Here is a 25,931-nt window from a genome sequence, read left to right as displayed (position 1 = left end):
TCACCTACGGACTAAATTCAGTAAAATAAAGTTCTGAATAAAGGGCAGCGTAATATTTCGCTGTCCTTTTGTTATTTTTGAATCTAATGCTATTCTTCAGCATTCATTAAATCATCCGTATTATTTGAGGAAGGTATGTTTAATTTTCTTCTGCGATCTGTGTTACTAGGCTTGGCCACCGCAGCCGTATTACTGTTATCTGTACCTTCCCTTCGCTCCCATATTATGCCGTCGGCAGTATCTAGTAGTGGGAAAGATTACGACTCGCTGCAGATATCCTTTAATACCGCTGTGCGCCGAGCGTCGCCTGCTGTGGTTAACATCTATAGCCGCAAATACACTGAAAATGACCGCACTGAGCTCAAAACTCAAGGCTTGGGTTCTGGTGTTATTGTCAGCGACAAAGGCTATATCATTACTAACTATCACGTTGTCGCTCAAGCGGATCAAATTATCGTTGCGCTACAAGATGGTCGAGCGGCGGCTGCGCACCTTGTAGGTAAAGATCGCCGCACCGACATCGCAGTGCTGCGCGTTGAAGGCACCAATCTGCCGGTCATTCCACTCAACCCCAATTACAACCCTAAAGTCGGCGATGTGGTGCTGGCGATTGGTAACCCATACAACCTTGGGCAAACCACCACTTTTGGTATTATTTCCGCAACTGGCCGCTCTTCCATCAGCGCGGATGGTCGCCAAGCTTTCATTCAAACAGATGCGGCGATCAACGAAGGTAACTCTGGCGGAGCCCTAGTCAATACACGCGGAGAATTGGTCGGTATCAATACCGCTTCATTCCAACAAGCGACCGAACTTGAAACTTACGGCATTTCGTTTGCGATTCCATTTAAGCTAGCGAATAAAATCATGGAAAAAATCATTGCCGATGGTCGCGTAATACGCGGTTATATAGGTATTGATGGCCAAGATATCAGCGCCATGGCGGAACGTATTTTAGGTAATGAACATCTAGGCGGCATTGAAGTTATGGGCGTTGATCCTAATGGCCCGGCGGCAAAAGCAGGATTCCAAGAGAAAGACATCATTCTAAAAATTGATGGTGAAAAAGTGCATGGTCGCCAAAGCGTGATGGATTTGGTCACCGATTTACGCCCAGGCACCACGGTTGATGTTCTCGTGCTGCGTAAAGGCAAACAGATCACTCTCACCGTGACGGTTGGTGAAGATCCTAGAAATTAACGCCAACATTTAAATGGTCTGAATTTCAAATATAAAAAAGCCCCTAAGTTAGGGGCTTTTTTGCATCACAACGATTCTGTAATCAGTGTATTACTATTCTTGCTCGTCAGAACTTGAGTTCGGTAATTCCACTTCAATATTGGTCACACGCTGTAAGCCTCTTGGTAGCAAACTACCGCGACGGCCACGCTCACCACGGAAGTTATCTAGATCCGATGGTTTAAGCCCAAGCTTACGTTTACCCGCATACAAGGTCACGGAACTGCCTTGCGGCAAAGCAAGCAGATGCGACACAACTTCTTCGCGTTCTTTCGCTTTTGCGGCAGGAATGTTAATGATCTTATTACCCTTACCTTTACCTAATTGGGGTAAATCTTTCAGCGGGAACAGCAACATACGGCCTTGGTTAGTGATTGCCAGAATCTCGTCTTGGTCGATATTCGCAATCGGATTTGGCGTCATCACTTCTGAGTTTTGTGGCAGAGTCACTAGCGCTTTACCGCTACGGTTTTTCGACAACAGATCGCTACCTTTACACACAAAACCGTAACCCGCATCTGAACCAACTAACCACAGTTGATCTTCTTCACCCATGACCACGTGGCGAATCGAACTGCCTTCATTAAGGTTCAAACGGCCAGTGATTGGCTCACCTTGACTACGCGCCGATGGTAAAGAGTGTGACTCTAGTGAGTAACTACGACCGTCACTGCCCAAGAATACCGCAGGCAAGTTGCTCTTACCTCGCGCATGGCAAAGGTACTGGTCACCGGATTTATAACTCAGGCTAGTTGGGTCAACATCGTAACCTTTGGCGTGGCGAATCCAGCCTTTTTCAGACAACACAACCGTGATTGGTTCACTTGGAATCAGGTCACGTTCAGTCATCGCTTTGGCTTCTTCACGCTCAACCAAAGGTGAGCGGCGATCGTCGCCGAATTTCTCAGCGTCCGCTTTGATCTCTTTCTTGAGCAGAGTATTGAGGCGTTTTTCAGAGCCAAGCAGCTGCTCAAGTTTCGCACGCTCTTTTTCCAGTTCGTCTTGCTCGCCGCGGATTTTCATCTCTTCAAGTTTGGCCAAGTTACGCAAACGCGTATCCAAAATGGCATCAGCTTGAATGTCAGTAATACCAAAGCGCGCCATTAATACCGCTTTTGGCTCGTCTTCATTACGAATGATTTCAATCACTTCATCCAGGTTAAGGTAAGCCACCAGCAAACCTTCCAAGATGTGTAAACGCGCCAGTACTTTATCAAGACGATATTGCAAACGGCGACGAACCGTTGCACGGCGAAACTCAATCCACTCGCTTAGGATCTGAACTAAACCTTTAACTTGAGGTCGATTATCCAGACCAATCATGTTGAGGTTAACGCGGTAGTTACGCTCGAGCTCAGTTGATGCAAACAAGTGATTCATCAACAAGTCACAATCAACACGGTTAGAGCGTGCAACGATAACGATACGAGTTGGGTTTTCGTGGTCAGACTCATCACGTAAGTCTTCAACCATAGGCAGCTTTTTCGCGCGCATTTGTGCAGCGATCTGCTCAAGTAGCTTCGCGCCTGACACTTGATGCGGCAATGCAGTAATCACCACATCGTTGCCTTCTTTATGCCAAACTGCACGCATTTTCACGCTACCGCGACCAGTGCGATAAATTTTCTCTAAATCACTTTGCGGCGAAATAATCTCAGCTTCTGTTGGGTAATCTGGCCCTTTCACAAAACCCATGATTTCGCCAAGTTCCGCTTTAGGATTATCAATCAAATGCACAGTAGCATCGGCCACTTCACGCACGTTGTGTGGCGGAATATCGGTCGCCATACCCACAGCAATACCGGTCACGCCGTTAAGCAAAATGTGTGGTAAGCGTGATGGCAACATTTGTGGCTCTTTCATCGTGCCATCAAAGTTAGGTTGCCATTCCACCGTACCTTGACCGAGCTCCCCGAGAAGAACTTCAGCAAATTTAGATAATTTTGCTTCGGTATAACGCATTGCAGCGAACGATTTCGGATCGTCCGGAGCCCCCCAGTTCCCTTGACCATCTACCAGCGGATAACGATATGAGAACGGCTGCGCCATTAGTACCATAGCTTCATAACAAGCCGAATCACCATGTGGGTGATATTTACCTAGCACGTCACCAACGGTACGTGCGGATTTTTTGTATTTCGCGGCCGCCGAAAGACCCAGCTCCGACATCGCATAAATAATACGTCGCTGAACCGGTTTTAAGCCATCACCAATATATGGCAAGGCACGGTCCATAATGACGTACATGGAATAATTTAAATAAGCGTCTTCCGTAAACTTGCGCAGTGGTAACTGCTCAACGCCGTCGTAGACTATCTCGTTTGACATCTATTGTACCTCTGCCATATCACCGTACTGTTGTAGCCAGTTACGGCGGTCATCCGCGCGTTTTTTACCTAGTAGCATGTCCATCATTTCGTTGGTGGCTTCATCGTCATCGATGGTTAATTGCACCAAACGACGGGTATTCGGATCCATGGTGGTTTCACGCAATTGAAGCGGATTCATCTCACCCAGACCTTTGAATCGCTGCACGTTGATTTTGGCTTTTTTCTTGCTCAAACGTTCGATAATGCCCTCTTTCTCGCCATCATCAAGCGCATAAAACACCTCTTTACCACAATCGATACGATACAAAGGCGGCATCGCCACGTGAACGTGACCAGCCGCAACAAGCGCTGGGAAATGACGGGTAAATAGCGCACACAGCAACGTCGCGATGTGCAAACCATCCGAGTCCGCATCGGCAAGAATACACACTTTACCGTAGCGCAAACCGCTCAGATCGTCGCTGTCAGGGTCAATCCCCAAAGCAATAGAAATGTTATGTACTTCTTGAGATGCGAGCACTTGGTCTGCCGAAACTTCCCAAGTGTTTAGAATTTTACCACGCAGCGGCATGATGGCTTGAAACTCGCGATCGCGGGCCTGTTTCGCACTACCACCTGCCGAATCACCTTCCACTAAGAAAAGTTCGGTGCGGCTAAGATCTTGTTGTGAACAGTCGGTCAATTTACCCGGCAGTGCTGGGCCTGATGCAATTTTCTTACGCACCACTTTCTTGGCCGCACGCATACGGCGGTGAGCGTTAGAAATACACACTTCCGCCAGTAACTCGGCCAGTTGTGGTTTTTCATTGAGCCACAAACTGAACGCATCTTTAACCACACCGGAAACAAACGCCGCCGCTTGACGCGAAGACAGACGTTCCTTGGTTTGACCGGCAAACTGCGGATCTTGCATTTTCACTGACAGAACGTAAGAACAGCGGTCAAAGACGTCATCACCAGTTAATTTCACCCCGCGAGGAAGTAGATTACGGAACTCACAGAATTCACGCATCGCATCCAAGAGGCCTTGACGTAAGCCGTTCACATGCGTACCGCCTTGTGCGGTCGGAATCAAGTTAACATAGCTTTCAGTGATCATATCGCCGCCTTCTGGCTGCCAGATCACTGCCCAAGTCACAGCTTCCGTTTCAGCCAAGAATTCGCCAGTAAACGGCTCATCCGGTAATACCGGAAACTCTTTCACACCTTCAATCAGATAGTCTTTCAGACCATCTTCATAAAACCAGCGGTGCTCTTTACCGTTGACTCTATCGCTAAAGGTAATTTCAAGGCCAGGACACAATACCGCTTTGGCGCGTAAATTGTTGGCTAGGCGAGTCACAGAGAAATTCGCCGAGTCGAAATATTTGGCCTCAGGCCAGAAATGGACACTGGTACCACGATTACGACGACCACAGGTGCCTGTTACGGTAAGGTCAGAAACTTTGTCGCCATGCTCAAAAGCAATATCGTAAATCTGACCATCACGGCGAACAGTGACTTCAACGCGTTTAGACAGCGCGTTTACAACTGAGATCCCCACACCGTGCAGACCGCCTGAAAATTGATAGTTCTTGTTGGAGAACTTACCCCCTGCGTGCAACTTACACAGAATAAGCTCCACCCCAGACACTTTCTCTTCTGGGTGAATATCGACAGGCATGCCTCGACCGTCATCTATTACTTCAAGAGACTGGTCTTCATGCAGGATTACTTGCACCTTACTTGCATGACCGGCTAGCGCTTCATCGACGCTGTTATCGATGACTTCTTGACCTAAGTGGTTAGGTCGCGCGGTATCCGTGTACATACCAGGACGGCGGCGTACTGGTTCTAAGCCATTAAGAACCTCAATGGCTCCAGCATTATATTGTTCAGTCATAATACGGATTATCGTCGTAGAAACAAAAATGGTTACTTTGCAGGTCGTTTATGAAGTTTTTTTAGGTATCGCTTAAAAAATGACACAAAAGTGCTGAGTCTTTCAGCATTGCCCGCTGCGAAAGTATAGGTGAAACATAGTCTGGAAGAGACTGGCTGATGTCAAGAGAGAGACGCGAGTAACTCACAAAATTATGACTTTTCCCTCAAGGCTCTTCAAAGTTGGAGGAATTGAATAATGGATTGCGGATAGCGTTCGAAATCGACAAAACTGTGGTCGCCTCCCGCTTCCACGGTTTGTTTCGCGTCACATAATTTCTCAACCGCTTGGCGGTAATCCAGTACCTCATCGTCTTGCTGTTGCAGTAGCCACAGACTTTGCGGATGAGTAATTTGCGCGACATCCAGCGCTTTCAATTCGTCCATGTGCTCAATTTTGAGCTCATAGTGTTCGTTGGTATATGGATTTACTTGCGACCCAAGATAATCAACTAATAAATCATAAGGTCGAATTGCCGGATTCACCACCACCGCAGGAACTGCAAATAGGTGATTCAACCAAATGGACATATATCCGCCCAAGGAGCTACCGACTAATCCAATTCGGTAATCCTGCTGGTGCTCTAAAATCAATTGCTTCAATTGCTGAGCAGCGGCGGCTGGATAAGGGGCAAGCGTTGGTACCATCACTTTAATATCTGGGCGGTGCTGAGCACAATATTGTGCCATTACCTGCGCCTTGTGCGACTTGGCAGAGCTATTAAAGCCGTGGACATAAATCAGTAACGATGGCTTCACGCTTAGTAGCCTGCGGAAGTAAAGTCAGGTTGAAAACAGCCAGATTCCAAACGATTCACTTCGGTTGCTAAGCTGCCGTCATCAAACAGTTCAAGTTCGCGCCAACCCGGAGATTGCGGATCTAACGCAAAATCGTTTGAATTAGGTTTAAATTGCACGCAGGTTGAAGGCGTCGCCATCACTCGCACACCATGGTGCAGTTTGTCCATATCTTGATGAACGTGACCACATAAAATCGCTTTGACATTGCTGTGCTTTTCGACAACCTGCCAAAAGTCTTGCGCATCTTTGAGCGTATGTTGATCGAGCCATTGGCTACCCACTAAAAGCGGGTGGTGATGCAACAGTACTAAAGTGTGCTTTTGCGGATGTGCACTGAGTTTGTCGTCAAGCAGCGCCAGTTGCTGATCACTTAAACGACCATGCGGCACACCGACGACTTGAGAGTCCAGCAGCACCATCTGCCAATGCTCGCCAAGTAACACATGTTCTACTGGCTGAATTTGCTTAGAAGGTAGCACCGAGCCCATATTAGGCTTGTAATCATGGTTACCAGGCAGCCAGAAACACGGCTTCTCCAACGGAGCGATGCCTTGCTCGAATTTCTGATACGACGCTTCGCTGTGATCTTGTGAGATATCACCGGTGGCCAAAATGGCATCAAATGCAACGTTTCTGTCCATGATAGCCGAGACCACAGAGAGAAAACTGTCATGAGTATTGACGCTAAGCAGGCTGCCATCAGCGGGTGCAAAAAGATGGGTATCCGTGATTTGCAACAGCTTGATACTGCGATTTTCTGTTGAGCTTGACGATACTTTCAAAACTAAAACCTGACTAAATACCTAAAGATGTTCGGCTGATGCCGTGTCTTAAACAAAAGGAAAGCCAATCGCCGAGAAATCGATTTAATTGAGCTTTTTCGTCTTTTTGAACCATTTTATCGTTTGGATATTCGTAACGAGCTTGAACTCGCTTAAGGTGTTCACTACTGCACACTTCCGCCACTCGAGCATCGTGATAGAGCCTGACAGACATTTTCGGCAATGGAAAGACAGCAACGTCATCACTTTGACAAATATCCACCAAAGTTGTGTACTTTGTGACCTCTCCCACTTCTAGCTGATAAGCCATATTTGCCGCTTGGTAGCAGCGCACATCACCAACACTAGGCTGGTTTGGCAGCAACGCACGTAATTTGGCATAGTTGGTTTCGTATGTACGCATAAGCTCTGCGAAATCAACGTGATATGGTTTTTTAAATGCTACTTCAGCCATTGTGTTCTCAGTCGCTCGTAGTTGAGTTGTAACCATTGCAAAGCAATAATCGACGCCCCGTTTTCAAATGTGCCATCCAGCACCCATTGGTAAGCCTGCTCACGACTTACCACATGAACTCGAATGTCTTCCCCTTCATAGTCTAACCCATGAATACCACTTGCAAGGCTAGCGTCTACCTCACCGACAAAAACATCCAGTTGCTCAGAGCAGCCCCCCGAAGAAGGATAGTAAGAAGTAATGTTCTCAACCTGCCCTACTTGTATGCCTGCTTCTTCCATCGCTTCGCGGCGAACCACTTGCTCTGGGGATTCTTGAGTATCAATAATGCCCGCAACGATCTCCATTTGCCAAGGATTACGATGTTCAAGTGCTCCAATTCGAATCTGCTCGATGATAACCACTTGATCGCGAACGGCATCATAAGGCAGTAGCGCTGCAGCATGGCCGCGTACGAAAAGCTCTCGTTCAACTTCTTGGCTCCAACCTCCGGCGAAAAGCTTATGCTTAAAGCGGTACTTGACCATCTTAAAGAAGCCACTAAACACTGTCTCTTTTGAGATAATTTCAACATCTTGCGACGTAAACTTCTCTGCTTGCGGGTCGGACGGTTGCATTTGATACCTCACTGAGTGAATCTTACAGTCTACTTAGATACACGCTTGACTGCCAAGGATTCGCTCAACTTTTTATATATTTTTTATAAGAATATTTAAATTCATCACAATAATTTTATCTATTTGACTGAGAAATATATTGTACAACTGGTCAACTAAATGTAAAAATTTACAAAGTTTTGAGTAAATTCACAGCGATTTGAGTTAAACTCTCGACAAACCGACAACTTATAAGCATTAGGCAGGAATAGGACCTATGAAAAAACTGCTTCCTCTCGTGATTAGCGCTGCAATTAGCGGCCTTTGCACGACTTCAGCATTTGCAGATACGCTCGCCGAAATCTATAGCCAAGCAAAAGATAATGATCCTACGCTCCTTAACGCAGCCGCACAGCGCGATTCTGCTTTTGAAGCGATCAATTCGAGCCGCAGCACTTTGTTGCCTCAAATTAACTTAACTGCCAGCTATGATTACACTGGTGCCAATTACGAAAATGCGCTTGGCAACCACACTATGGACAGCAACCGTTTAACTGCAGGCGTCGGCTTTTCACAAGAATTATATAATCGCGCTAGTTGGATAAGTTTAGACACTGCTGAAAAAACCGCACGCCGCGCTGATTCAGCTTACGCCGCAAACCAGCAAGAATTGATTCTACGCGTCTCACAAGCATACTTTGATGTACTGAAGTCCAAAGAAAGTCTTGAATTTGTGCGCGCAGAGAAGAAAGCCGTTGCCCGTCAGTTAGAACAAACTAAACAACGTTTTGAAGTTGGTCTGTCTGCCATTACCGACGTTCATGACGCACAAGCACAATATGACACCGTACTCGCTGATGAAGTCCTAGCAGAAAACGAACTCGCCAACAGCTACGAAGGACTGCGTGAAATTACAGGTCGTTCACACGCAAACTTAAGTGAATTGGATACCAAACGCTTCTCAGCAAGCCGTCCGGATGAAACCGTACAACGCTTAGTTGATCAAGCTCAGCAAAAGAACTTGTCTCTACTGACTGCGCGTATTGAGCAAGACATCGCACGCGACAATATTTCTCTTGCCAGTTCTGGTCACCTGCCAACTTTGACTTTAGACGGCGGTTACAGCTACTTCCAAGAACATAACGACGAAAACTCATACCACAACGAAGATATCGGCAGCCTTAATCTGGGTATTAACTTGTCAGTACCTTTGTATACCGGTGGCAAAATCACCTCGCTAACCAAACAAGCTGAGTATGACTATGTTGCAGCGAGCCAAGATTTAGAGAAAACCTACCGCACTGTGGTAAAAGATGTTCGCGCCTACAACAACAATATCGTCGCTTCGATTGGTGCGATTCGTGCTTATGAACAAACCGTGGTTTCAGCTAAATCAGCGCTAGAAGCAACCGAAGCTGGTTTTGATGTTGGTACGCGTACCATCGTTGACGTACTGGATTCAACTCGTCGTCTTTATGATGCAAACCGTAGCTTAGCTAATGCGCGCTACGACTACATCATCAGTGTACTGCAACTGCGCCAAGCCGTTGGTACCTTAAGCGAGCAAGACATTTTAGATATCAGTGCCAGCTTAAAACCAGTGACCAACTCATAAATTTGGCGTGAATTTCTGGTTTCGTTAATAAAAAACCGCTGTTATAAAACAGCGGTTTTTTTGTGGCTTGGGCTTAGTAATGTTTAATCATTACCCTTTGCCGCCTTTAATCGCATTGATGATTTCTGAGGTAGAACAGCCATCTTCAAAGTTAAGCACTTTGACTTCACCGCCATTGGCGATGACCTCTTTACCACCCGCGATTTGATCTGGGGTGTAATCGCCACCTTTGACCAACAAATCCGGCAGTACCGCAGCAATCAAACGTTGCGGAGTATCTTCGCCAAATGGTACAACCCAATCAACAGCGCCAAGCCCAGCCAAGACTGCCATGCGGCGATCGGTTGGATTCACAGGGCGGCCCGGGCCTTTTAAACGCTTGACGGATTCATCAGTATTCACCGCGACAATCAAGCGATCGCCAAGTTGAGCGGCGTGATTTAAGTAAGAGACATGACCGGCGTGCAGAATGTCGAAACAACCATTGGTCATCACTACTTTCTCGCCTTTGGCCTGAGCTTGTTTTACCGCTTCAATCAGTTTGTTTTCGCTGATGACACCAAAATCGGTATCGCGACTACCGTGCACCGCTTCCGCCAGTTCAATCGCTGATAGAGTTGATGTACCCAACTTACCGACCACCACACCTGCAGCGGCGTTCGCCAAAGCACACGCTTCTTCAAGCGGCTTTCCTGCCGAAACCGAAGCTGCAAGCACCGAAATGACGGTATCGCCAGCACCAGTCACGTCGAAAACTTCTTTCGCCAACGTAGGTAAGTTAAACGGCTTTTGGCCTTTGCGCAGCAGCGTCATACCGTGTTCACTGCGAGTCACCAATAGTGCTTCAAAATCGTATTGCTCAATCAGAGCGAGCCCTTTCTCAACCAGTTCTTGCTCTGATTTGACGCGCCCAACCACCAGTTCAAATTCAGCCATGTTTGGCGTCAATAACGTCGCTCCGCGATAGCGCTCGAAATCGGCCCCTTTCGGGTCAATAAATACCGGCACTTTCGCTGCGCGCGCACGCTGAATATACTGTTGAACGTGCTCAAGAGCCCCTTTACCGTAATCCGATAACACCACGGCACGCACATTTGGCAATGCACTGTCCATGCGGCTAAGAATCAGCTCAGGGTCGGTGTTTTCAAATTCGTCTTCAAAATCCAGACGAATTAACTGCTGACCACGGCTCAAGACGCGGAGTTTGGTAATGGTTGGATAATCACTCAGACCGACGAAATCACAATGAACGCCAAGTGATGACAAGGTTTCGTTCAACACTGCGGCAGGTTCGTCTACCCCAGTCAAACCAACAATGTGTGCATGCCCACCAAGAGAAGCGATATTCATAGCCACGTTAGCAGCACCGCCCGGACGTTCATCATTGTGTTCTACTTTAACTACAGGAACCGGCGCTTCAGGTGAAATACGGCCCGTTGGACCATACCAATAGCGATCAAGCATAACATCGCCGACAATAAGGACACCTGAGTCACTGTAATCAGGTAGAATTGGTTTCATTGTGGATCTCCAAATTATTGTTCTGCGCGAAGTTTAGCACAGCCAATAAGAAGCCAAAACTCCCCAAAACCACCGTCACAGCGTTATTCGAGCCACTGTTGCCAAAGTTTTGTCACCAGATCACGTTCTGCCACCAACTTCTCTTCATCGACATCCGCTTCTAAGTTCAGCAGATTGCGGTGATGGATTTGATCTCGAATTGTCGTATAGGCATCGGTGATCCCTTTCGCCTCTTCTGGAGTCAGAATCTTCTCATTCATCAAAGACTCAAAGATTCGCACATTATCTGACCAACGAGTGAGCTTGGGTTTGTCATGGCTAAACATCAACACCAAATACTGAGCTAAGAACTCAATGTCGGTAATGCCCCCAGCATCTTGTTTAAGCATGAAACGACCGGCTTTTTTACCGCCTAGATGCTGCTGCATCTTAAGCCGCATATCGACCACTTCTTTTTTCAGTTCCTCTTGGTCGCGTGCCATGGTCAAAACCTTATGACGAGTGGCTTGGAAACTGTCAAACAGCGGCTGATCGCCATAAATAATTCGTGCTCGCACCAGCGCTTGATGCTCCCAAGTCCAGGCTTCTTCCATCTGATATTCATCAAACGCATCCGCGGGGCTGACCAGTAGTCCTGATGCCCCTGATGGGCGTAGTCGGGTATCCGCTTCGTAAAGAATGCCGGAGGTAGTTCGCGTTGAGAAAATATGAATAATGCGCTGGGCCAGACGCAGATAGAATTGGCGACCATCAATGACTTTGAGGCCATCGGTCATCACATCTACCGGGCAATCGTGCATGAACACCAAATCCAAATCAGAATTGTAGCCAAGCTCCCAACCACCGAGTTTCCCGTAGCCAATCACCGCAAAACCACGACCGCCACGATCTTTAAGGTGCGTCGGCTCGCCGTATTTTTCACTCAGCTGATTCCACGCCATACTGACCACCGCATCGACGGTCACTTCAGCCAAACGAGTCAAGTGGTCACTCACTTTCATTACCGGAAGCGCCCCAGCAATATCAGCCGCAGCAATACGCAGCATCGCGATTTGCTTGAATTGCCTCAAGCCCTCCATCTGCTGCTCCATATCATCTTCTGGAATACGAGCTAGGTAGTCACGAAGCTCAACTTGATAGTCGTCAAGTTGAGTTGGGTTGTATAGATGCTGGGGATCGATCAACTCATCGAGCAAAATTGGGAAACGTGCCAATTGCTCTGAAATCATGGGGCTGGCAATACACAAGCGTACTAGTTGCGCCAACGCGCCGCGGTGCTCATCGAGCAGTTCCAAATAAGTGGTACGCGTGGCAATTTGATAAATCAAATTCAGTACACGCGGCAAACCAAACACCGCATCTTTGTGCTCAAAGACCGCTTTAAATATCTTGGGCATTAAGCGATTGAGCACTTCACGACCACGTGGTCCGAGAGTTTTTTTGGCTAAGTCGCGCTTAAAGTTACGAATAATTTCGGCGCAGCGCACTGGCTCTTGAACATGCATATCAACCAAAATGACTTCGATAACTTCCTCTTTCTGCGCCATATCCCACAGCTCATGAAAGTGGATTTCGACATCGTGGGCATCTTCTTCGTCATCGCCGATCAAGCCATTAAAAATATCGTGTACCGCTTGCATTTGCTTTTGAATTTCCGCCACCAGCTCTGGCCAAGATTCGTAACGCATCGCCAAAGCGAGTTGCTGCTGTTCGAGTTCGTTGTCAGGTAAAGTTTGCGTCTGTTTATCTGCCATCGCTTGCAACAAGTTTTCTACTTGACGCAGGAAACAGTAAGAGCTGCGCAATTGCGACACTTCACTAAACGGCAATAAATTCAAATCGCGAATGGCTTTAAGCACTTCGAGCAAGCTTTTGCGTCTTAGACTGGGTTCGCGACCACCACGAATCAACTGGAAAGATTGGGCGATAAATTCGATTTCACGAATGCCGCCAGCTCCCAGTTTGATGTTGTTGGTCAAACCACGGCGACGCAGTTCACTGCTGATCATCGACTTCATGCGGCGCAGCGATTGAATAGCACTGAAATCGATATAACGACGGAAAATAAACGGCAATAATAGACGGCGTAATTCATCGTACTGGGCGTACATTTCACTGCCCATAACGCGCGCTTTGATCATCGCATAGCGCTCCCAATCACGCCCTTGCTCTTGGTAGTAATCTTCTAGAGCAGCATAGCTCATCACCAGCGGACCACTGTCTCCGAATGGGCGCAAGCGCATATCGACGCGATAACAAAAGCCATCAAAGGTTTGCAGATCGAGCGCTTTAATAATGCGCTGTCCTAAACGAGTAAAAAACTGCGCATTGGACAAGCTACGACGAGCGCCTTGAGTTTCACCATTCTCCGGGTAGGTGAAAATCAAATCGATATCCGACGAAAAATTCAGCTCGCCACCACCCAGCTTGCCCATACCGATGATCAGCATCGGCTGCGCAATACCTTGACTGTTACACGGCGTTCCGAACTCACGGCAGCAAAGATCATATTGCCAAGAATAGGCTTCAAAAATCAGCGCCTCTGCCAACTCAGAGAGATGCTTTAGACTCTCTTCCAAACTCCAACTGTGCATAAAATCGCGCCATGCAATATAGACCATTTCGCGATTACGAAATTGTCTTAGCGCCTGCATGCCTTCCTGCTCGTTCTTACAATTTTTGAGCTGGTTTTTGATTTGAATTCGATACTCTTCCCAACGACGTTGAAACTCAAGCATATGAGGTAGACGCTGGCGAAGTAAACTGTCTCTTTCTAGTGTGGCGGTGACAAACTGGCTCATACCGGCGATAAAACGCAGCTCATCTAAACGATTAGATGGCCAATGCAGCATCTCTTCACATTGAAGAATCGGTTCTAGTGCCGATTCGGAGACTTGAGCTAATGAAGCAGGCAATTGCATGTGGATTCCTTGTGCTGACACAACATGTTGACAATAGAATTACTCTATACAAAGTTGCAGAAATAAAAAACGCCCACTTGGCATTTGTGGGCGTTGATATAAAGAGTTAGACACTTTTATCAAAAGCTATACGCCTTTGAACATTAATCAACCTTAAACGAGGTGATTTTCTTGTCTAATGCCTCTGCGTTAATTTGCATAGTTTGTGACGTTTCAAGTAACTCCCCCACCACGCTAACAGATGCTTCCACCAACTCACGCACATTGGTGAGGTTCTGGTTCATCTCTTCAGCGACACTGCTTTGTTGCCCAGCAGCCGAAGCAATTTGGAAATTCATGTCATTAATTTGATTCACTTGGCTCACGATACCCTGCAGTTCGTTGCCTGCGTTAGTCACTAAATCAACGCCATCCGCCGCTTCGACAACGCTTTTTTCCATCAGTTGTACGGCTGAGCCAGCGCTGGTCTGTAAGTGTGAGATCATATCTTGGATTTCGATGGTCGCTTCTTGAGTACGTTGAGCAAGATTACGCACTTCATCTGCCACCACCGCAAAACCGCGGCCAGCCTCGCCGGCGCGCGCAGCTTCAATCGCAGCGTTCAGTGCCAGCAAATTGGTTTGCTCAGAGATACCTTGAATGGTGCCAACAACACTGCCAATCGACTCAACTCGCTCTTCGACTTGATTTACCGCTTCTGCTGATGCAGCAATATCGGCTGATAGCTCGCGAATTTTCGCAACCGTATCAAGCACGAAGCGCTGGCCGCTTTCTGCTTGACCCGAAGCATTCTCCGTTAAAGAGGAAGCATTTTGTGCATGTTCAGCAACGGTTTGTACCGTCGAAGACATTTCGCTCATCGCGGTCGCCAGTAGATCGATCTCTTTAAATTCTTCCTGCGCCGACTCTTTGGTTTCCGACATGCTGATGGTCATTACTTCGGTCAACTCAAATAATTCTTGCGAGGCACTGACTTGCATTTTGATCATGTCGCTGAGCTGGCGACGAGTCTTTTCCAGCTCACGAGCAACATCGCCATATTCATCTTTACACAGCATTTCAATCGGTACAGAAAGATCGCGCTGAGCCATGGTTTTGATCGAGTCGCTGATATAATTGGTTTGGCGCAGCATAATCCGCGCAGTAAAGAGCAACAGCACCACAAACACCACGATTAAAATCGCGGTTTGCCACACCACTTGAACCAAGTAAGCGTCGTAATGTTGCTGAGCAACTTCGGTATTTTGCGTTGCGGCTAGGAGAGACTTATAAAAGGTATTCGCGTCCCACAGCTGCTTTGCCACGATAAGCAGTGTGCTGAACACCATAAGTAGAATCATTTTCGGGACCAAGCGAATGTCGGTAATCACTTTCTCCCATGGCTTAAACGACATGACTGCCATTATTCGTTCTCCCTTTGTTCGGATTGACTTGCTTTATAATTATTAAAATGGGTAATTCTAAAGTAACAGACGAAGTGTTGAGCTTCTAATCTCAAAGATAATATCAGCAATTTCAAGTCACTAATGCGCGCTCAATCACCAGTCAAAGATTTACAAACCAAGAATCATTCGCAGTTGCTGGCGTGATACTGATATGAACCTAGGTTATCGACCAAATAGAGATGAACTGAAGTAAGATCACGACAATTATTTCGCCGCATGCCGAAGAAACAAAAAAGAAGCCCAAGGGCTTCTTTTTTAAGATGATATTGAGATGCAGCGTGTCACTATTCACGCCAATATGGCTGCGCCTCAACACTGATTTGGCGAGTTTGCTCCATCGCGTGAAGAATCGAGGTTTCTTGGCGGGTTAACCAGCGCTCAAGCTGCTCTTTCTCGCCATCTTCCAACTGCTCTTTTAAGTTTTCAAGCGGTTTGAGCATCAGTAACTCTTCAATCCCTTCGAGCAAATCCGCCCACGGCAAACGAAAACCGTTGCGCTCATCGAGATTGTATAAGCTGGCAAAACTGATCCCAGTGTAGAGATTTCTCATCAAACGATATTGCTGATCGATATACTCTTGGCTGTTGAGCACTTTTTCAGGCGGAAACGCTTCGATCAATTCAGCCCAAGTGCGATCCAGTTGTTTGGCCGCAAAATGTTGTACATTCAGCGCCATTTTTTCACGCGCTTTATCGTCTAAAAATGGCTGCCAACCGCGAGTGAGCACCCAACGGCTAAGATCCAACAACACGCCCGCGTAACGAGCGGAAGTGAGAAAAGCGATGATCTCTTCACGATCCGGTAATTCTTGCTGTAGTTCAGTTAATTGCGCGATCAAGAATTTCTTGGCATCAAGTTTACGCAATGCATGGCCTTTGTCTTCCAGCAGATCGTCAAGGTGATCGTAATCATGCAGCCACTCTAGCTCTTGCTCCAACCACTTGAGTTCTTGGCGCAAAATTGCGCTAGCGCGGCGTGGTACCACACTGCCGTACACCGCTAGAATTTGGCGTACAAAGCTGATGGCGTTACTGATTTGATGCAAAGCGAGAATGTTCTCTTGCTCAACATACAACTGCTCGTGGTATTGCCAATGATTAAGAGCATGTTCCAGAGAGTTGATAAAACAGGATTCTACCGAGTCGTCTTTACTGGTTTTCACCAGCGGTAGCTTTTTCACCTGATCCGCTTCAAGCTTCATTGCCAGGCGGTAACCGCGCGCCGCTTTACTCAAGTTCCCTAGGCGCATACCGCCTTGATCACACAGAGTGCGCGCCAATGAAAACAGCGCATCAGTTTGACCCGATTTGAGCTCAAGCTCCACTTCGCAAATCGGCTCCGCGTCTTCTCCAGCGACAACTGCACCTTGGTCAAAAGCGACTTCAATTTGGCTGCCATCTGGCATGCCAACCAGCCATTGCTCGCGGGTGAAATTGGTTGAAAATAGTGGGCTAAGTTCAGATTGCAGTTCCTCAAGAGACTTGCCTTCCGGCCAAATGTCTTCAGGGTGCAATGCGATGTTTGGCTCATTACAGGTGTGTTCAGCGTTGTATTCCGGACGTTGATGCAAGCCCGCAACCACGCGACCTGCCGTTTTCACCGTCTGAACAAACACATCATCAAAACGACGAATGCGCAGCCCAATATCGTGCTGACGCAACCAGTTGTCGGGCGTATCAAAGTAGGTATTTCCTAGCTCGCGACAACTGTGCTGAAGTACTTTTGCTTCGGCTATCTTGCTTAGCAAAGTTTCTGAAAAATCGGGAGAAACAAAAAACTTCAGTTCTATTTCGGTTTCCATAGTTTTACCTTTAAACACAGATACCCACAGGATATTGCCTAATCCTAAAGTCAGCAAGAAAGAAATCCCAACATTTATACACTGAGTTGTAGCTTCACGACGCTAAGTGTGTCACTTTCGCGTCAGATCGCTCAAAAAACATCTGCGCTCTGTTACGATTTGTTATCCCGTTACCGCCTAACTATGATTCAAGGGCGAAACACGCTTTGCCGTGACCTCAAATGAAATCACTAATTGTGACGACAAAGTTAATGAGAGGTCGCCCACAAATACAACTTGGCTATATCTGCACTAAAAAAGTTTTAATCGGCGATTTTATGCGTTACCATGCGCGCCTTTATAGCCAGTGTTCAACATTTCACCATGAGTGGTGACTGTTTTTTTAGGGTTATATTAATTAGGTTGAATTACCATGCCAGTAAATACAATCATGGGGTTATTTGCAAAGTCCCCGATTAAGCCTTTGCAACGCCACGTAGTGTGCGTAAATGAATGCTGCTCTCACCTGATTAACTTCTTTGAAGTGTGTGCTCAGGGCGATTGGGAAAAAGCATCGGAAATTCGTGCGCAAATTTCTCATCTAGAGAAAGAAGCGGACGTATTAAAACGAGAAATTCGTCTTAAACTTCCTCGTGGTCTATTTATGCCCGTTGACCGCAGTGACATGTTGGAGCTGCTGACTCAACAAGATAAATTGGCCAACCTTGCCAAAGACATCGCTGGTCGTGTCTATGGTCGTCAACTGACCATTCCTGAGTCTCTTCAAGAAAACTTTATTGCTTACGTGAAACGTTGCCTTGATGCAGCGAACCAAGCTCAAAAAGTCATTAATGAACTGGATGAACTTCTGGAAACCGGATTTAAAGGTCGCGAAGTAACACTTGTGGCTGAAATGATTCATCAATTAGATGTCATCGAAGATGATACGGATGCACTGCAAATTCGACTACGCCAACAACTGATGGCTATTGAAGCGCATATGAATCCAATCGATGTGATGTTTTTGTACAAAATTTTTGAGTGGGTTGGCGGAATCGCTGATCAAGCGCAACGAGTCGGTGCTCGACTTGAATTAATGTTGTCACGCTCATAATTCAGTTAATCAAATAACGAAGAGCAATTATCGGCTGCCCGATTTAAGCGTCAACACATTCATACGCTTTGGGCAGTTTCGTGTCTAAATATTTGCTCCGCTGGTTATCAACAACTAGGTATTACGATGGATGTCCTCGCTAATTACGGCACTGTCCTGATCATTATTGCGGCCCTTTTTGGATTTTTAATGGCGATCGGTATCGGTGCCAACGACGTAGCTAACGCTATGGGTACCTCAGTCGGCTCAAAAGCCATTACGGTCAAACAAGCAATCATTATTGCAATGATTTTTGAGTTTGCTGGGGCCTACTTGGCAGGCGGTGAAGTAACCGACACAATCCGTAAAGGGGTAATTGAAACCTCTCTGTTCACATCTCAACCTGATGTACTGGTTTATGGCATGATGTCAGCGCTGCTTGCAGCGGGCACCTGGTTGCTACTAGCTTCATACATGGGTTGGCCAGTTTCCACGACTCACTCAATCATCGGCGCTATCATCGGTTTCGCTTGTGTTTCTGTGGGTACCGAAGCCGTGGACTGGGGCAGCGTAAAAGGCATCGTCGGAAGCTGGATTATCACCCCGGTGATTTCAGGTTTCTTTGCCTACCTAATTTTTGTCAGCGCCCAACGCCTGATATTTGATACCGAAAATCCACTGACTAACGCTAAGCGTTTTGTACCGGTATACATGTTCATCACCACTATGGTCATCGCCCTAGTAACCATCAAGAAAGGCCTTAGCCACGTTGGTTTACACTTGACCAGTGGCGAAGCTTGGATGTGGTCAGTAGCGGTATCTGCATTAGTCATGATTGGCGGCTACATCTACATTCAAAAACGCTTTACTGCTCGGGAAGACGACCACAGTTTTGCTGGCGTAGAGAGCATTTTCAGCGTACTAATGGTGATTACTGCGTGTGCGATGGCATTTGCTCACGGCTCGAACGACGTTGCTAACGCGATCGGTCCACTGTCTGCTGTGGTTTCTAGTGTTAGCCACATGGGTCAAATCGCTGAGAAGAGTGAAATCGCTTGGTGGATCTTGCCACTTGGTGGCTTTGGTATCGTCGTTGGTCTTGCCACTATGGGTCATAAAGTAATGGCAACCGTAGGTACTGGTATTACAGAACTGACACCAAGCCGTGGCTTTGCCGCTCAGTTGGCAACTGCATCAACGGTAGTATTGGCATCAGGTACTGGCCTGCCAATTTCAACCACCCAAACTCTGGTTGGTGCCGTGCTAGGTGTCGGTTTTGCGCGTGGTATCGCTGCGCTTAACCTAGGTGTTGTACGTAACATTGTGGCATCTTGGATTGTAACTTTACCGGCAGGTGCCCTGCTTGCGGTTGTGTTCTTCTACGCAATCCAAGGTATTTTTGCCTAATAAAACAGTCAGTACTGTGTTAGCACACTGTTATTATTGACTCAAAAACACAGAAAGGGAGGCTTAGCCTCCCTTCTTAGTTGCAGACAGCTCAGAAAGTTCTTAGTATTTGTTTCACACAAAAGAAATGGTTCATAACTACAAAACTGTTAAAGGATTTACCGTGAAAAAACTGTTTTGCATGGTTCTCGTCTCTATGCTGGCTATGCCTGCCGCATTTGCTCAAGACCGCTATATCGCAGACAAATTGTTTACTTACATGCACTCTGGCCCTAGCAACAAATACCGAATCATCGGTAGCGTGGACGCAGGTGAAAAAGTAAACCTACTTGAAAGCAATAAAGAAACGGGCTTTAGCCACATCGTTGATGCGAAAGGTCGCCAAGGTTGGGTGCAGACTGAATTTGTCACCTCACAAGAAAGCATGGCGCTGCGTTTACCACGCTTGGAAAAAGAGCTAGCAGATGTGAAAAACAAGCTAGCCAACGCTCGTTCAACCTCAGACAGCGAAAAAGCTGGTATGGCTGAATCATTGGAAATGCGCAATAAGCAGATCTCTGAGCTAGAGCAGAACTACTCAGAAATCAGTAATCAGCTGACCGATTCTCAAGAAGAAGTGCGTAAATTGCGTGCCAAGCTGGATACTCAAAAAGACGACCTACTGCTGAAATACTTTATGTACGGTGGTGGTGTTGCGGGTGGCGGTTTGCTATTTGGTTTGATTCTTCCTTCAATCATGCCGCGCCGTAAGCGTAAAAACTCAGGTTGGGCGTAATCCTTTACTTGAATAAACGATTCGCTTGAAACGAATAGAAAAAGGCCACCGAATTCGGTGGCCTTTCGTTTATCCATCACAAAGACTTAACCTTTCCAGTCATATAACGCAGGCACAAAAATCATCTCGTCTCGAAAACGAATCAGACTGCCTTTCGCCCGTATTTCCACCAGCTTAACGCCCGCAGCGATCTCCTCGCCCGGCTTGTATTCAGTGCCATTCACTTTCACCCAGCGCTTTTTCTCGTTGTTTGAATACACGTGAGTCTGAAAATTCATTGCCGGTAAACGCCCCTCTAACTCATCAGCATGCTTAGCGAGATTAATCCAGTCGCGGCGCTCCAATGAATTGGAAGATGACTCAAGACTCGAATCATCTTGGTTAAGTGCCGAATGGACTTTGCGCGCTAAGTCCGGCGGTAGAGCCGATAAATCCACGCCTTCTAACATACCTTGCTCTTTATCCGAAAGTTCTTCAATTGATGACTTAGGCTTAGCAGCGTCTTCAGCGCCACTTGGCTGCGCTTTAGTGGATGTTTTGACCACTTCCGCTGCGGCAACCTCTGGTTCAGACACTTCATCACTTGCTGACATCACAGGTTGTAGCAGACCAAAGTTCGGCGCCGGGCGAATTTGGTATTCGATTGGCTGCTCAACCACAGGCGCCGGTTGTTCGCTGAGTGCTTGCTGCACCTTTATCGCATGCTGCCATGTGCTTACGCCTTGCCATGCGGCTACCGCGAGAGCAGGAAGCGCGATTACGCCGATCCAAACCATATTCGATCGAGCGCTATTCACCTGCTGCGGTGATGAGGCGAGCGGTTTAAAGGTACTCATTTGATAGCCGTGCTCGGACTTCTCAAGAGCCTTGAGAACATTCGACATGATGACCTTCTCCTCGTGGTAATAACAGTGGCGCATCCACTTGCGTCATAAGCGATAAGCGTTCGAGTGTACGCTGCCCAGCAATGCCATCCACATACAGCTTTTGCCAACGCTGAAACAGTTCCACTTTGTGCTTAACTTGCTGATCATAGTGATCAGAATTGGTTGATGGCTCACCAAGAATGGTCGAAAGACATTGGTCAAGTTCTGCAACATCCGCACTGACCATGCCAGGCTTGAGCATTTTTGGCCAATGGCTGCGCCAGATGTAGTAATACTCGCCTTGCCAAAACTGCTCTAGAGACTCACGGTCGAGTTCGACACGCTGCTGATCAAACAGCAGCTCAACTTTGTCGCCATCTAAACGGTATAACACCGCATATTCAGGTTGGCCGTTCACTTCCAACGCCAGCAGCGCCGGAATATTGAGATTTTTTAGCTGGTTTAAGTCACCGTCACTTTGGTGGTCACAGTGAAATTCACTCTCGGAATCCTGATGGCAAAAGCTGTCCATCACCGAGGCATCATAGCCCCACACTTTGTATAGCTCGCTAATCCCCTGCTCAAGAAGGCGTCCTGAACTCATAATATTGAGCAGCTCTTTGGGCACTTTAGTCACTTCAACCGCAGGTTTTTGCTGCTGCGGATAGTGCTGCTCAGCGTATTGCTTGGCATAAGGCTCTACAGCACTTGGAGTCCAAACATACGCCGCAAAGGCAAGTCCAGTGCCAAGCAGTATGCTCAACGCGCCAATCCAGCGTCTGTCTAACTGAGTCTTCTGAGTATTAGGCGTCAGGTTAAAACTGGTTTGAAATGACATCACGTGTTGGCACGCCGCGATAACAGTATCATGCGAAGGCTTCTGTTCACCTTTTGCGTATGCATCGTTAAAGGTTGCATCGCAAACTAGGTTGACCAAACGCGGAATACCTTGAGTCTGCTGCGCGATGTACTTCATTGATTTTGCAGAAAGTAAGCCAACGTCACCGCCCGCACGTTCAAGACGAAACTCAATGTATTTAATCGTGTCATCGACGCTGAGCGGCAATAAATGATAACGACCGGTAATGCGCTGAGCTAACTGGCGCAGCTGAGGCATCTGCAACTTCTGCTGCAGTTCAGGCTGGCCGATAAGCAGAACTTTGAGTAGCTTGCGACTGTCGGTTTCAAGGTTAGTCAGTAGTCTTAACTGTTCAAGAACTTCAGCAGCCAGATGCTGAGCTTCGTCGATCACCAGCAGCGTCTGCAAACCTCGAGTATGGTTATCAAGCAAGAATTGATACAGAGCATGATTAAGGACTTTAAGCGAATCAGACGCTTGGTATGCGACATTAAATTCATCGCAAATCGCCTGCAGCAATTCGATGGAAGAGAACGTTGGGTTAAGGATTAACCCCGCGCGAGTATTTTCATCCAGCGATTTCAACATGGTACGAGCAATGGTGGTTTTTCCGGTTCCCACTTCACCTGTCAACATGGCAAATCCGCCACCTTCTCCTAGACCAGATTGCAGGTGGCGAATGGCTTCCTGATGGCGAGGGCTAAGATAAAGGTAGCGAGAATTTGGAACGATGGAAAAAGGCAGCTCTACAAAACCAAAAAAATCCTTATACATGCTCTCATCTCTGTCATTACAATGGTATGCAAAGTACCATTCGCGTCACTGAACGCCAATGCCATTTTTGAATTTTAAGGTTGATTCGTGAAAATATATCTCGTTGGTGGCGCGGTTCGCGACCAATTATTGAATTTAGAGGTTTACGACCAAGATTGGGTCGTGGTTGGCAGTACGCCGCAGCAAATGCTCGACGCTGGATTCACTGCGGTGGGAAAAGACTTTCCGGTATTTTTGCATCCCAAAAACAAGCAAGAACATGCGTTAGCTCGCACCGAACGTAAAAGCGGTGTTGGGTACACCGGATTTGACTGCTACTTCGCCCCAGATGTCACTCTAGAAGACGATTTATTACGTCGTGACTTAACCATCAACGCCATGGCGCAAGACGAACAAGGCCATTTGGTTGATCCTTATGGCGGCCAGCAAGATATTGAAAACCGTATTTTGCGCCATGTATCGGCAGCGTTTGTAGAAGATCCACTTCGCGTATTAAGAGTGGCACGCTTTGCCGCTAAACTCGCCCACCTTGGATTCAAAATTGCACCCGAAACCTTAACGCTGATGAAGCAACTAAGTGAATCTGGCGAACTGGCCCATTTAACTGCAGAGCGCGTGTGGCAGGAGTGGCACAAATCCTTATCAACTCAAAACCCACACGTGTTTTTGGATGTTTTGCATCAGTGTGGCGCACTGAGTGTCGTCTTACCTGAAATCGATGCCTTGTTTGGCGTCCCGCAACCAGAAAAATGGCACCCAGAAATCGACACGGGTATTCACACTTTGATGGTCGCCGAGCAAGCCGCCAAACTGTCTAGCTCAATCAGTGTGCGCTTCGCGGCGCAAGTCCATGATTTAGGCAAAGGCATTACCCCAAAAGAGGAGTGGCCTAGCCATAAAATGCATTGCCATACCGGCGTGAAATTGATTCAAAGCTTGTGTGAGCGCGTCAAAGTTCCGAATGAATGTAAAGAATTGGCGCTGCTGGTCTGTGAACAGCACTCAAACGTGCATAGAGCCGCTGAATTGAAACCGGCGACCAAGCTCAAGATACTCAACAAACTTGATGCCTGGCGCAAGCCACAGCGCTTTTTTGACGTGTTATTATGCTGCCAAGCCGACCATGCAGGCCGTCTTGGGCTAGAGCACCAACCTTACCCACAAAAAGCCCTGTTTGAACAAGCGTATCAAGCCGCACTGGAAATCGATGTGCAGCAAGTGATCCAAGATGGTTTTCAAGGCAAAGCCATTCGTGAAGAGCTCGACAGAAGACGCATTCAAGCTATTGCCGCTCTATACTGACCGTCACAAAGATCCTTATCGCACGAGCTCTGAGACACAACAGAGCGCGCTTACCTAGGCTTCCTCGAATAAAAAAATACCCCGCTAAAGCGGGGTATTTAAAAGAACTATAAAGCGAAGCTGATATTAAGCTTGGCCTTTCACTTCTTTAAGACCGTTGAAAGGAGCGCGCTCACCTAGAGCTTCCTCGATACGGATAAGTTGGTTGTACTTAGCAACACGGTCAGAACGGCTCATAGAACCAGTTTTGATTTGGCCTGCAGCAGTACCAACAGCTAGGTCAGCGATAGTTGCATCTTCAGTTTCACCAGAACGGTGAGAGATAACTGCAGTGTAACCCGCGTCTTTAGCCATCTTGATTGCAGCTAGAGTCTCAGTTAGAGAACCGATTTGGTTGAACTTGATAAGGATAGAGTTAGCAACGCCTTTCTCGATACCTTGAGCAAGAATCTTAGTGTTAGTAACGAATAGGTCGTCACCAACTAGCTGAATTTTGCCGCCAAGAAGTTCAGTTTGGTGCTTGAAGCCATCCCAGTCAGATTCGTCAAGACCGTCTTCGATAGATACGATTGGGTATTGAGCAACTAGGCCTTCTAGGTAGTGGTTAAATTCTTCAGAAGTGAAGATTTTACCTTCGCCTTTCATGTTGTAGTTGCCAGCTTCTTTGTCGTAGAACTCAGATGCTGCACAGTCCATAGCTAGAGTTACGTCTTTACCTAGAACGTAGCCAGCTTGCTCAACAGCTTCTTTGATTGCTGCTAGTGCTGCTGCGTTAGACTCAAGGTTAGGAGCGAAACCACCTTCGTCACCAACAGCAGTGTTAAGACCTTTAGCTTTAAGAACTTTAGCTAGGTTGTGGAATACTTCTGCACCGATACGTAGTGCTTCTTTAAGAGTTTTCGCGCCAACTGGTTGGATCATGAACTCTTGGATGTCTACGTTGTTGTCAGCGTGCTCACCACCGTTGATGATGTTCATCATTGGTAGAGGCATAGAGAATTGACCTGGAGTGCCGTTTAGCTCAGCGATGTGCTCGTATAGAGGCATGCCTTTCGCAGCAGCAGCAGCTTTTGCGTTAGCTAGAGAAACAGCAAGGATTGCGTTTGCACCGAATTTAGATTTGTTTTCAGTGCCGTCTAGGTCGATCATAACTTGGTCGATGTCAGCTTGTGCTTTTGCATCTTTGCCAACAAGTGCTTCAGCGATTGCGCCGTTTACAGCTTCAACTGCTTTAAGAACACCTTTACCTAGGAAACGTGATTTGTCACCGTCACGTAGCTCAAGAGCTTCGCGAGAACCAGTAGAAGCGCCAGATGGAGCTGCCGCCATACCTACGAAACCGCCTTCTAGGTGTACTTCAGCTTCAACAGTTGGGTTACCACGTGAGTCGATGATTTCACGACCTAGAACTTTAACGATCTTAGACATTAATGTTTCCTCTCGTTTCAAT

General features: G+C 47.1%; 19 protein-coding genes. 6 read left to right on the top strand and 13 right to left on the bottom strand.

Going from position 1 to position 25,931, the window contains the following annotated elements; genetic code table 11:
* Positions 1 to 135: 135 nt before the first annotated feature.
* Complete coding sequence (gene degS / locus BLS03_RS00320) at positions 136 to 1,200, top strand: outer membrane-stress sensor serine endopeptidase DegS (protein WP_093268112.1); 1,065 nt, start codon at positions 136 to 138, stop codon at positions 1,198 to 1,200.
* 93 nt (positions 1,201 to 1,293) lie between these two features.
* Here degS and parC read toward each other — a convergent pair whose 3' ends face one another.
* From parC to nudF, 6 genes are all read right to left on the bottom strand, one after another.
* Positions 1,294 to 3,567, bottom strand: a complete 2,274-nt coding sequence (gene parC / locus BLS03_RS00315) for a DNA topoisomerase IV subunit A (protein ID WP_093268110.1) — start codon at positions 3,565 to 3,567, stop codon at positions 1,294 to 1,296.
* Positions 3,568 to 5,451, bottom strand: coding sequence for a DNA topoisomerase IV subunit B (gene parE, locus BLS03_RS00310; RefSeq protein WP_093268107.1), 1,884 nt, complete (start codon positions 5,449 to 5,451; stop codon positions 3,568 to 3,570). It lies immediately after the preceding gene.
* Between the two features lie 215 nt (positions 5,452 to 5,666).
* On the bottom strand, positions 5,667 to 6,248 hold the full coding sequence (gene yqiA / locus BLS03_RS00305; RefSeq protein WP_093268105.1) for an esterase YqiA: 582 nt from the start codon (positions 6,246 to 6,248) through the stop codon (positions 5,667 to 5,669).
* A 2-nt stretch (positions 6,249 to 6,250) separates the two neighbouring features.
* Positions 6,251 to 7,072, bottom strand: a complete 822-nt coding sequence (cpdA, locus tag BLS03_RS00300; RefSeq protein WP_093268102.1) for a 3',5'-cyclic-AMP phosphodiesterase — start codon at positions 7,070 to 7,072, stop codon at positions 6,251 to 6,253.
* Positions 7,073 to 7,085: 13 nt separating this feature from the next.
* Positions 7,086 to 7,526: a DUF1249 family protein gene (locus tag BLS03_RS00295; protein ID WP_093268100.1), complete on the bottom strand. Its 441-nt coding sequence runs from the start codon at positions 7,524 to 7,526 to the stop codon at positions 7,086 to 7,088.
* A complete protein-coding gene (gene nudF, locus BLS03_RS00290; protein ID WP_093268097.1) occupies positions 7,514 to 8,143 on the bottom strand; it encodes an ADP-ribose diphosphatase in 630 nt (209 codons plus the stop codon). Before nudF ends, BLS03_RS00295 begins: the two co-directional genes overlap by 13 nt.
* A gap of 256 nt (positions 8,144 to 8,399) precedes the next feature.
* Between nudF and tolC the strand changes: the two genes are divergently transcribed.
* Positions 8,400 to 9,737 carry an outer membrane channel protein TolC gene (gene tolC, locus BLS03_RS00285; RefSeq protein ID WP_093268094.1) on the top strand — a complete coding sequence of 446 codons (1,338 nt, stop codon included), beginning with the start codon at positions 8,400 to 8,402 and terminating at the stop codon, positions 9,735 to 9,737.
* Positions 9,738 to 9,827: 90 nt separating this feature from the next.
* Here the strand turns inward: tolC and hldE are convergent, their stop codons facing one another.
* The 4 genes from hldE to BLS03_RS00265 form a co-directional block, all read right to left on the bottom strand.
* Positions 9,828 to 11,258, bottom strand: a complete 1,431-nt coding sequence (gene hldE / locus BLS03_RS00280; RefSeq protein ID WP_093268092.1) for a bifunctional D-glycero-beta-D-manno-heptose-7-phosphate kinase/D-glycero-beta-D-manno-heptose 1-phosphate adenylyltransferase HldE — start codon at positions 11,256 to 11,258, stop codon at positions 9,828 to 9,830.
* Between the two features lie 83 nt (positions 11,259 to 11,341).
* Positions 11,342 to 14,179 (bottom strand): bifunctional [glutamate--ammonia ligase]-adenylyl-L-tyrosine phosphorylase/[glutamate--ammonia-ligase] adenylyltransferase, encoded by a 2,838-nt coding sequence (gene glnE, locus BLS03_RS00275; protein ID WP_093268089.1) that lies wholly within the window; start codon positions 14,177 to 14,179, stop codon positions 11,342 to 11,344.
* Positions 14,180 to 14,322: 143 nt separating this feature from the next.
* The gene (locus BLS03_RS00270) at positions 14,323 to 15,582 is read right to left on the bottom strand and encodes a methyl-accepting chemotaxis protein (RefSeq protein ID WP_093268087.1); all 1,260 of its coding nucleotides are present in this window, start codon (positions 15,580 to 15,582) and stop codon (positions 14,323 to 14,325) included.
* 326 nt (positions 15,583 to 15,908) lie between these two features.
* Positions 15,909 to 17,426 (bottom strand): CYTH and CHAD domain-containing protein, encoded by a 1,518-nt coding sequence (locus tag BLS03_RS00265; protein ID WP_093268084.1) that lies wholly within the window; start codon positions 17,424 to 17,426, stop codon positions 15,909 to 15,911.
* A gap of 412 nt (positions 17,427 to 17,838) precedes the next feature.
* Between BLS03_RS00265 and BLS03_RS00260 the strand changes: the two genes are divergently transcribed.
* The 3 genes from BLS03_RS00260 to BLS03_RS00250 all read left to right on the top strand — a co-directional run bounded on the left by BLS03_RS00260 (position 17,839) and on the right by BLS03_RS00250 (position 20,680).
* Positions 17,839 to 18,519: a TIGR00153 family protein gene (locus tag BLS03_RS00260; protein WP_093268082.1), complete on the top strand. Its 681-nt coding sequence runs from the start codon at positions 17,839 to 17,841 to the stop codon at positions 18,517 to 18,519.
* A 126-nt stretch (positions 18,520 to 18,645) separates the two neighbouring features.
* Positions 18,646 to 19,905: an inorganic phosphate transporter gene (locus BLS03_RS00255; RefSeq protein ID WP_093268079.1), complete on the top strand. Its 1,260-nt coding sequence runs from the start codon at positions 18,646 to 18,648 to the stop codon at positions 19,903 to 19,905.
* A 163-nt stretch (positions 19,906 to 20,068) separates the two neighbouring features.
* Positions 20,069 to 20,680 carry a TIGR04211 family SH3 domain-containing protein gene (locus BLS03_RS00250; protein WP_093268761.1) on the top strand — a complete coding sequence of 204 codons (612 nt, stop codon included), beginning with the start codon at positions 20,069 to 20,071 and terminating at the stop codon, positions 20,678 to 20,680.
* A gap of 86 nt (positions 20,681 to 20,766) precedes the next feature.
* Here BLS03_RS00250 and BLS03_RS00245 read toward each other — a convergent pair whose 3' ends face one another.
* Positions 20,767 to 21,564: a general secretion pathway protein GspB gene (locus BLS03_RS00245; protein ID WP_176765489.1), complete on the bottom strand. Its 798-nt coding sequence runs from the start codon at positions 21,562 to 21,564 to the stop codon at positions 20,767 to 20,769.
* On the bottom strand, positions 21,539 to 23,179 hold the full coding sequence (locus BLS03_RS00240; RefSeq protein ID WP_093268074.1) for an ExeA family protein: 1,641 nt from the start codon (positions 23,177 to 23,179) through the stop codon (positions 21,539 to 21,541). Before BLS03_RS00240 ends, BLS03_RS00245 begins: the two co-directional genes overlap by 26 nt.
* A gap of 87 nt (positions 23,180 to 23,266) precedes the next feature.
* On the opposite strand from BLS03_RS00240, the gene BLS03_RS00235 reads away from it, so the two are divergent.
* Positions 23,267 to 24,481, top strand: coding sequence for a multifunctional CCA addition/repair protein (locus BLS03_RS00235; protein ID WP_093268071.1), 1,215 nt, complete (start codon positions 23,267 to 23,269; stop codon positions 24,479 to 24,481).
* Between the two features lie 126 nt (positions 24,482 to 24,607).
* Here BLS03_RS00235 and eno read toward each other — a convergent pair whose 3' ends face one another.
* A complete protein-coding gene (gene eno / locus BLS03_RS00230; RefSeq protein WP_093268068.1) occupies positions 24,608 to 25,909 on the bottom strand; it encodes a phosphopyruvate hydratase in 1,302 nt (433 codons plus the stop codon).
* Positions 25,910 to 25,931 lie beyond the last annotated feature (22 nt).

Source organism: Vibrio xiamenensis (assembly GCF_900100015.1).
GTDB lineage: Bacteria > Pseudomonadota > Gammaproteobacteria > Enterobacterales > Vibrionaceae > Vibrio > Vibrio xiamenensis.
This window is presented reverse-complemented; position numbering and strand designations above follow the sequence as displayed.

Bases quoted from the DNA above. Each gene is read 5' to 3' on its own strand.
- degS (WP_093268112.1), top strand. From the start codon at position 136: ATGTTTAATTTTCTTCTGCGATCTGTGTTACTAGGCTTGGCCACCGCA.
- parC (WP_093268110.1), bottom strand. From the start codon at position 3,567: ATGTCAAACGAGATAGTCTACGACGGCGTTGAGCAGTTACCACTGCGC.
- parE (WP_093268107.1), bottom strand. From the start codon at position 5,451: ATGACTGAACAATATAATGCTGGAGCCATTGAGGTTCTTAATGGCTTA.
- BLS03_RS00295 (WP_093268100.1), bottom strand. From the start codon at position 7,526: ATGGCTGAAGTAGCATTTAAAAAACCATATCACGTTGATTTCGCAGAG.
- nudF (WP_093268097.1), bottom strand. From the start codon at position 8,143: ATGCAACCGTCCGACCCGCAAGCAGAGAAGTTTACGTCGCAAGATGTT.
- tolC (WP_093268094.1), top strand. From the start codon at position 8,400: ATGAAAAAACTGCTTCCTCTCGTGATTAGCGCTGCAATTAGCGGCCTT.
- hldE (WP_093268092.1), bottom strand. From the start codon at position 11,258: ATGAAACCAATTCTACCTGATTACAGTGACTCAGGTGTCCTTATTGTC.
- glnE (WP_093268089.1), bottom strand. From the start codon at position 14,179: ATGCAATTGCCTGCTTCATTAGCTCAAGTCTCCGAATCGGCACTAGAA.
- BLS03_RS00270 (WP_093268087.1), bottom strand. From the start codon at position 15,582: ATGGCAGTCATGTCGTTTAAGCCATGGGAGAAAGTGATTACCGACATT.
- BLS03_RS00265 (WP_093268084.1), bottom strand. From the start codon at position 17,426: ATGGAAACCGAAATAGAACTGAAGTTTTTTGTTTCTCCCGATTTTTCA.
- BLS03_RS00260 (WP_093268082.1), top strand. From the start codon at position 17,839: ATGCCAGTAAATACAATCATGGGGTTATTTGCAAAGTCCCCGATTAAG.
- BLS03_RS00255 (WP_093268079.1), top strand. From the start codon at position 18,646: ATGGATGTCCTCGCTAATTACGGCACTGTCCTGATCATTATTGCGGCC.
- BLS03_RS00245 (WP_176765489.1), bottom strand. From the start codon at position 21,564: ATGTCGAATGTTCTCAAGGCTCTTGAGAAGTCCGAGCACGGCTATCAA.
- BLS03_RS00240 (WP_093268074.1), bottom strand. From the start codon at position 23,179: ATGTATAAGGATTTTTTTGGTTTTGTAGAGCTGCCTTTTTCCATCGTT.
- eno (WP_093268068.1), bottom strand. From the start codon at position 25,909: ATGTCTAAGATCGTTAAAGTTCTAGGTCGTGAAATCATCGACTCACGT.